This is a genomic window from Pontimicrobium sp. MEBiC01747, from assembly GCF_053601635.1.
Genome location: NZ_JBSHNS010000056.1, coordinates 1 through 1,623 on the forward strand (window position 1 = coordinate 1; position 1,623 = coordinate 1,623).

The 1,623-nt window shown below is 33.7% G+C and carries 1 protein-coding gene and 1 pseudogene; both read right to left on the reverse strand.

Going from position 1 to position 1,623, the window contains the following annotated elements; translation table 11 throughout:
* A pseudogene (locus ACVC2P_RS00880) lies at positions 1-416 on the reverse strand (amidohydrolase family protein); the annotation flags it as partial.
* Between the two features lie 42 nt (positions 417-458).
* The coding region (locus ACVC2P_RS00885) for an amidohydrolase (protein ID WP_452596598.1) at positions 459-1,623 on the reverse strand (1,165 nt) is incomplete at its 5' end.

Genomic DNA, 1,623 nt, shown 5'->3' on the forward strand with positions numbered 1-1,623 from the left:
CCATTAGGTCTCATAGATTCTACAACCTTAGATTCTGTATTATATGCAATTAAGCTACGGATATGCGGATTCATTAAACCTACTTCATCATTATCTTGAGTTGCTCTTACTGCATCTATTTCTACTAAACCAAGCGTAGAATTAGGCGCTATAAATCCCGGATAAACATGCTTTCCTTTTGCATCAATTATTTTTCCTAATCTAGCTATACGAGAATTAGCACTCCCTACAAAAGTAAGTTTACCATTTTCGAACATTATTAATGCATTCTCTATAACTTGACCGTTACCTAGATGAGCTGTTGCTCCTTCTATAGATACGCCTTGTTTTTGTTTTGTGGCTGGTGTTTGTTGTGCTACTACTATTGATGAAAATAGTAAAGCGACAGCCAGTATATGTAATTTAAAATAATTCATTTTAATAGTTGTTTTAGTTGTGATACTTCATTGTTGTGTAAATTAAAAATCTGTATCACAGTGAAAATGTGCTTTAACTTTCTTTTCAATAGGTTTTGTTTTCAACCCTTTATTTTTAGCTTGTAGCATTAATGTTGTTAACTCATTTTTTTCTTGCTTAATCGCTTTTCTAAGTTTAGCATCCCTATCTATGTCAAAATAGGTAACTCCATCAATAACTGTGCGTTCTGCTTTTGCATAAATAGATAATGGGTTATCGCTCCATAATACTACGTCTGCATCTTTACCTGTTTTAATACTTCCTACACGATCATCTATGTGTAATAATTTTGCAGGGTTAAGGGTTACAAATTTCCATGCTTCTTCTTCGCTAATGTTTCCATATTTTACAGATTTTGCAGCTTCTTGATTTAAACGTCTTGACATTTCTGCATCATCACTATTAATAGCTACAGTTACCCCTGCATTATGCATAATTGCTGCATTATATGGTATAGCATCATTAACCTCATACTTATAAGCCCACCAATCGCTAAATGTAGAACCGCCAACACCGTGTTTCTTCATTTTATCTGCTACTTTGTAGCCCTCTAGAATATGTGTAAACGTATTAATGTTAAAGTTAAATTGTTCTGCAACTTTCATTAACATATTAATTTCACTTTGTACATAAGAGTGACAGCTAATAAAGCGTTCTTTATTTATAATTTCTGCTAATGTCTCTAATTCTGCATCTTTACGATATGGCTTTCCGCTTTTCTTTAATGCATCATACTCTTTTGCACGTTGAAAGTAATCTATATATACTTGCTCTACTCCCATTCTAGTTTGTGGAAAACGAACTCTATTATTATCTCCCCAGTTACTTTGTTTTACGTTTTCTCCTAAAGCAAATTTTATAAACTTAGGTGAATTTTTGTAAAGTAAATTCTCGGCAGATTCTCCCCACTTTAATTTAATTATTGCAGAACGCCCTCCTATTGGATTTGCTGAGCCGTGTAAAATTTGAATAGAAGTTACACCTCCTGCTAAATTACGGTAGATATTAATATCCTCAGGGTTAATTACATCTTCTATTGTTACCTCAGCTGTAGAGTTATGTCCAGATTCGTTAACAGAAGAGGTTGCAATATGCGCATGCTCGTCTATTATACCAGAGGTTAAATGTTTTCCCGTTCCATCAATAACAGTAGCTCCAGAGCTACTT